6 protein-coding genes are annotated in these 4673 nt (G+C 35.1%); 1 reads left to right on the top strand and 5 read right to left on the bottom strand.

Annotated elements, in window-relative coordinates:
• Positions 1-8 precede the first annotated feature (8 nt).
• Both AC06OU_RS02195 and AC06OU_RS02190 read right to left on the bottom strand, forming a co-directional pair.
• A complete protein-coding gene (locus tag AC06OU_RS02195) occupies positions 9-1610 on the bottom strand; it encodes a M20/M25/M40 family metallo-hydrolase (RefSeq protein ID WP_475853660.1) in 1602 nt (533 codons plus the stop codon).
• Between the two features lie 135 nt (positions 1611-1745).
• Complete coding sequence (locus tag AC06OU_RS02190; RefSeq protein ID WP_475853659.1) at positions 1746-2171, bottom strand: HEAT repeat domain-containing protein; 426 nt, start codon at positions 2169-2171, stop codon at positions 1746-1748.
• A 187-nt stretch (positions 2172-2358) separates the two neighbouring features.
• Between AC06OU_RS02190 and AC06OU_RS02185 the strand changes: the two genes are divergently transcribed.
• The gene (locus AC06OU_RS02185; RefSeq protein ID WP_169358751.1) at positions 2359-2559 is read left to right on the top strand and encodes a hypothetical protein; all 201 of its coding nucleotides are present in this window, start codon (positions 2359-2361) and stop codon (positions 2557-2559) included.
• A 165-nt stretch (positions 2560-2724) separates the two neighbouring features.
• Here the strand turns inward: AC06OU_RS02185 and AC06OU_RS02180 are convergent, their stop codons facing one another.
• The 3 genes from AC06OU_RS02180 to AC06OU_RS02170 form a co-directional block, all read right to left on the bottom strand.
• Entirely contained in the window at positions 2725-3528 is an 804-nt protein-coding gene (locus AC06OU_RS02180) for a hypothetical protein (RefSeq protein ID WP_475853657.1), read from the bottom strand.
• 205 nt (positions 3529-3733) lie between these two features.
• Entirely contained in the window at positions 3734-4183 is a 450-nt protein-coding gene (locus AC06OU_RS02175) for a DUF5085 family protein (RefSeq protein ID WP_475853656.1), read from the bottom strand.
• Positions 4180-4638 carry a DUF5085 family protein gene (locus AC06OU_RS02170; protein WP_340884920.1) on the bottom strand — a complete coding sequence of 153 codons (459 nt, stop codon included), beginning with the start codon at positions 4636-4638 and terminating at the stop codon, positions 4180-4182. Before AC06OU_RS02170 ends, AC06OU_RS02175 begins: the two co-directional genes overlap by 4 nt.
• Between the last annotated feature and the right edge of the window lie 35 nt (positions 4639-4673).

The following is a 4673-nucleotide window of genomic DNA, read 5'->3' as shown; positions in this document are numbered from 1 at the left end:
TGTATTTTTTATTTGTATAAGCTTTTAATAAGGGTTTCTAGCATTACTGGCATTTCAACAAAAGCGCTGTCTATATGTAGTCTTTCTGTTTTTTGGTGTGCATCCTTGCCGAAGGGTCCTACGTTCAGTACTGGCCCCTTTAATTTTGCCATATCTTCAAATGGGATATCATAAGTATCTCCCCAAACTGGTGTATTGCTTTCAAATGCTGTCCAGCCGTTTCCATCGTCTTCATAGTTTACATAGCTCAAATCGCATATCCCATTAAAATAATGTATTTGTTTTACTGTATTATTAAAGGATTGTGCAGATTGCTTCATTAGCTCCACCGCTTCTATAATCAGTGGATCCTTGGATGTATTAACCGCTGGATAATATGGTGGAGCAAAGAGCAATACAGTAGCTGGTGAGAGCTCCTGACATTGAATCATAAGATTATCTACTATTCGTAGTGATTTTTCACGATCGTCCCATTCCTCTTCGGCAAGTACTTCTTGCTTAAGTCTTTGAACTTCCTCTACCCCTAATTTTTTATTGGCATACGCAAGCAGCTCGTCATATTTCAAAACTCTGACCTGTCCAATTCCTTGGACCTGCTCCCTTTCACAAATTTGTTGATAGGTTTTATTCAGAGCTTCCATTGCTTCATTCGCAACCTGTTCAAACAAATCCATAATGTCAGAAGCAGTTCTTCTCAATAAAAACACGTTGTACAAAGCAACTGCTCGGTACGGTGTCTGCGTTGAATAAGACATTTTCAAATCCTTTTGCTGTAAAGAAACTGGCAACGGAGTACTTTCCCCAAGTTCATGCTCTGTAAATATAGGATTATATTCCATTCGCTGTGTTAAGAAAGAAGCAATATAGTTAGCCGTCATCCCTTTCATCGGCTCTCCAACATGAGTTTCCTTTCCATAAAATAGCGCGGCGGGCATAATTTTACCGATCGTACCAGAGTAGATATACTCGTCAATATCCTTTGGCACCTGTGAAAATGAAGGTTCACTATTTAAAAACAGTTTGTAGTTTAAACCAAACTCTTCACGAATTCGTACTAGCTGAGTAACAGCCGCACGCATACCAGCAGAGTTTACCTCTTCATCCGGCACACTTGTGAGAATTAAATTAATTGGCCATTCTTCCACAGTAGCTTTTTCAATCAACTGCATATGTAAGGCTAATCCCATCTTCATATCCATCGTTCCACGGCCAAACAAATACTTACCGGTCGCCAAATCTTCCTGAGCATCTTCTGGTAGCTCACTAGGATTCTCCATTAACTTTCTAGTTAACTCCTCCGGAAAATAAGCTAAAGGCTCCAAAGTACCATATTCTTCTGTCTGCACAGTATCGAAATGACTAATAAGAACAACTGTTTCTGTTGCAGAAGGATGCTTATATAAAGCCGTCACTACCTGTCTTCCCAAGCCTGCATCATGAAGCTGGAGCTGACTCGGATGAGTTTGAAAATACTCAAGCTCTCGAATCTTCTCTATTAACTTAGGAGCAAACTCCCTTTCTCCATCTGTTAACGTAATACTATTCCAGCTCACAAGCTCACACAATAATTCACGCAGTCGATCTGGCGTATCCCATAAAAGCTTATTCATCCTAATCCTCCTAACAAAATCTTTTTTATATTTATATAGTTTATTTTACATTATTTCAAGTGCCTGGCACCTGTAATATTTCATCCATAAATATACAAAAAAAGGTCAATACAAATTGACCTTTTCCGGAATTTATTATAATTTTTTCCATTCTTCTTCTAGCCATTCTAAGCCTTTTTCGCCTTCATATGCATCATATACATCGATACGCATTCTTTTTAGCTTAGTTAAATATTCGTCAAACGTATGATCTTTTGGTAAGCTCTTTTTCACGCGAACAAATACTTTATTTGCTCCTTTTACCAATTCGAATTTTTTACGCTTTGGTAATACGACATCTTCCCCTAACTCAAGTAATGAGCGATATGCTTCTTCTTGAATTTGAAAAACTGGGTCATGGTCTAATCTTACTTTTAGTATATCAATCACTTGGCTTGTATTATAATTTCCCAACTCTTCAACGGCACTTAAACGAGTTCTCCAGCTTCCAGTACGGTTAGCTGCTTTTTTAAGATCCTCATAGTTTTCTGGTAACTCATTTTTTATAGACTTTTTACTCAATCAATTCATACTCCTTTAAATTTCATCTTAAACACATTATGTTTGTCCATTAATTATATACTATGTGCTCATTAAAACCTATTTTTTATATTCTCATCTCAAAAGCAATTAAATTATACTGTATAATTTCCAATTATATTGTAATTAATACATATAAATGATACAATTTCCAAAAGGAGGTGATTGGTTGAAAAACGTCGATGAAATAAAAAAATATAAATTTTTATTGTCCTTTCACGATGGCCATCAACTATTATTTGAAACAAACACAGACATTAGAACAGCAGAGCGCGAATACATAAATGGTGGAATGTTTGTGGAAACCGAAAATAAATACACGATCAATTTAAATCAAGTAGCACGAATTCAAGTAAAAAAACAACGATAATGAAGCAGCTTTCCTCAGTCCTAATAATTAATAGTTTTATAAAATCAACCCTCAAATAAATACATTTCCCTTAAAAAGCAAAACGCACCCCTTTTTAAAACGGATGCGTTTTTTATATGCTATTTTTATGATATATTACAAGTGCCAGGCACCTGTAACATAGTGTTATGCCTCTATCCTTGGTTTTCTTCTTCGCTCAGTTTTTTGTTCGCCTATGGAGTAAAGGTAACCTCGGTCATTAAAGTTAAAGCTCTTATACTTACACTTACAATATAAAATGATTAGCTGCTCCGGTAAGACTGCTATCATCGCGTAAAAGATAAGCATACCTAAAACTAGGAGTCCAGGGGTACTACTGTCATAGTAATTAGAATTACTAGAGATCCACTTAGTTAAGATTAAAAATACTATTCCCCCAACTAATACTACTTTAGGAACAAACGACATATTTGCTAGTTCGTTTCTTTGTTCTTCCTTTTTTGAGCCTTTTCGATAGTCACCTTTCTTAAGCAAAATATAATACCGGGCCATTATAATGATAAATAATAAGAGTGCTGCTGCTAAAATACTGTAGGTGATTTGCAATAATGTGTCCTCATTATTGGTCAAGCCCTCATCCTCCAAACCTATTGTAAATAGGGAAATAATCAAGAATGGGATGGAACCCACATTATGTGAAACCAAAATTACAAGCGCATACTGTATTCTTTCACTTCTTTTATAAACAAACGGAATCAAGTACACAATACTTAGCCCCATTAAAATAGCAGTAAACCAAAATTGTATATTAATTATCTCCTCTTTAAACGGAAATAAAGTATAAACCGCAACCAGATGGTAATTTAAAGCAAACACTAATGGCTGTAAAAAAATACCCAGTATGAGTACAAAACTAAGGCTTTCCCTGCTTTGACGACCAGATTCTAACGGTTCTCGTAGTACTTCAAAATCTTCCTCTACTAATCTCAATTAAATCACCCTTTAATTTGAACGGAGTGTCTTTTCAGCTAAACTCCATACACGAGTTAATTTAGAAACATTCCTCTACTACCCCCCTTTGCAATCACAAAATATTCATTGCTCATCTACCTAAACTTTTGTATGACCCCAAAATTGCACCAAGCCCATACCAATGATGGCATAGGCTAAGTTTTTGATTGTCATTATTTATAAATCACAAAACACCTATACTCATTTCCACATAAGAAGAATCGGTTGTATGCATTTTTTTGATTTGAACAAATAGTGGGGTTTTCTGAGTATAGTTTTTCTGCTCCATATAGGTAGATAATTCTTCATATTTTTCTTGAGATTTCATGTTAAAATCACCCTGCACTCGAGTCATAAGTAAATGATCTACACAAAAATAGCTCGTAAACTTCACTGCTTCCTCACGAGGTATAGCTATAGAAGTTTCACTTATTTGTATAAATATCTCAGCTGTCATGACCCCTTCTGAGGACTCACCAATAACCGAATAAAATACCACTCCTGTAGGTGTATAATTGTATTCAGATAATATCTGCACGAAATCTTGGAAAGCTAATTCAATTTCCTCAGGGACAAAATTGTATAGTTTAGAAGCTACGTGACGATAAGCAATTTGATGATTTTCTACGATCATTCTTCATCACCCTGGCTTTTTAATGGAGCATATAAATCGACTATATATTCTCCATAAACATTTAAAAGAATACAATAAAAGTAATCTTCAATCTCTAAATTATTTTCATTAGAAAATGCTTGTACTTCAGCAAATGCAATATTGATATCAAGCTTTTCGTCAGCCTGCCTTAATAATAATGCTCGATCTAGTTTAAAATCCTTTTGAAAAGTAAAGTCCGAGTCCTCTGTTACCTCTACTGGACTACTTATTGGCAAATAATATGTAAATTCCCCTAATGTTTGATCCGTGTCGTTCCCTTTGTAAGAGAAAAATAGTGGTCCATTTCTATATACATCTTTACTTAAAGCAATATCGTCCAAATAATAAATACCTTCCTGCCAGCTTTCTTTTTTACCCTCAGTTTTATAAACTAGCAAGTTTTCGAACATTAGTGCACATAATTCAATTCCCATCAGTTTCACCTTCTCTATTCAGATTCCAAACTATT

The organism is Psychrobacillus sp. (assembly GCF_056205495.1).
This window is presented reverse-complemented; position numbering and strand designations above follow the sequence as displayed.